Below are 395 nucleotides of genomic sequence, written 5' to 3' on the forward strand. Positions count from 1 at the left end.
TCCTAATGGTTCAGGAAATAATAATTCAGGCTTAGTCGGAACAACATGGTCATCTGAATATTTAGGAGAAGGCTCAGGATTTTGGGCAGCTATTAATTTTAGAGAAGGCGGAAAAGTAAGCATTGGTTGGTGTAAATCTGAAAAATCTGCTGTAAATTACGCTCAAAACGGCGGAAAAAATAATGTTATGGGTACTTATACTATAAACGGAGATTCAGGAAATATACAATCATCAAAGCAGTATGCACAAGGCGATTTCACTGTAAACGGCAATTCTATAACATTTAAGACAGGTATGAAACCTACATATAATAAAAAGTAAAATTAATTATCATTTTTAACTGAGTAAAATAATAAAACCTGCAGCTGATATAGATATCAACTGCAGGTTTCTT

1 protein-coding gene is annotated in these 395 nt (G+C 33.2%); it reads left to right on the forward strand.

Annotated features, from left to right (window positions below):
* Positions 1-322: hypothetical protein (locus EZH24_RS14575; RefSeq protein ID WP_161976209.1), on the forward strand; the 322-nt coding region annotated here is incomplete at its 5' end.
* Positions 323-395: the final 73 nt, after the last annotated feature.

The sequence above is a fragment of the Brachyspira catarrhinii genome, assembly GCF_005518285.1.
GTDB classification, from domain to species: domain Bacteria; phylum Spirochaetota; class Brachyspiria; order Brachyspirales; family Brachyspiraceae; genus Brachyspira; species Brachyspira catarrhinii.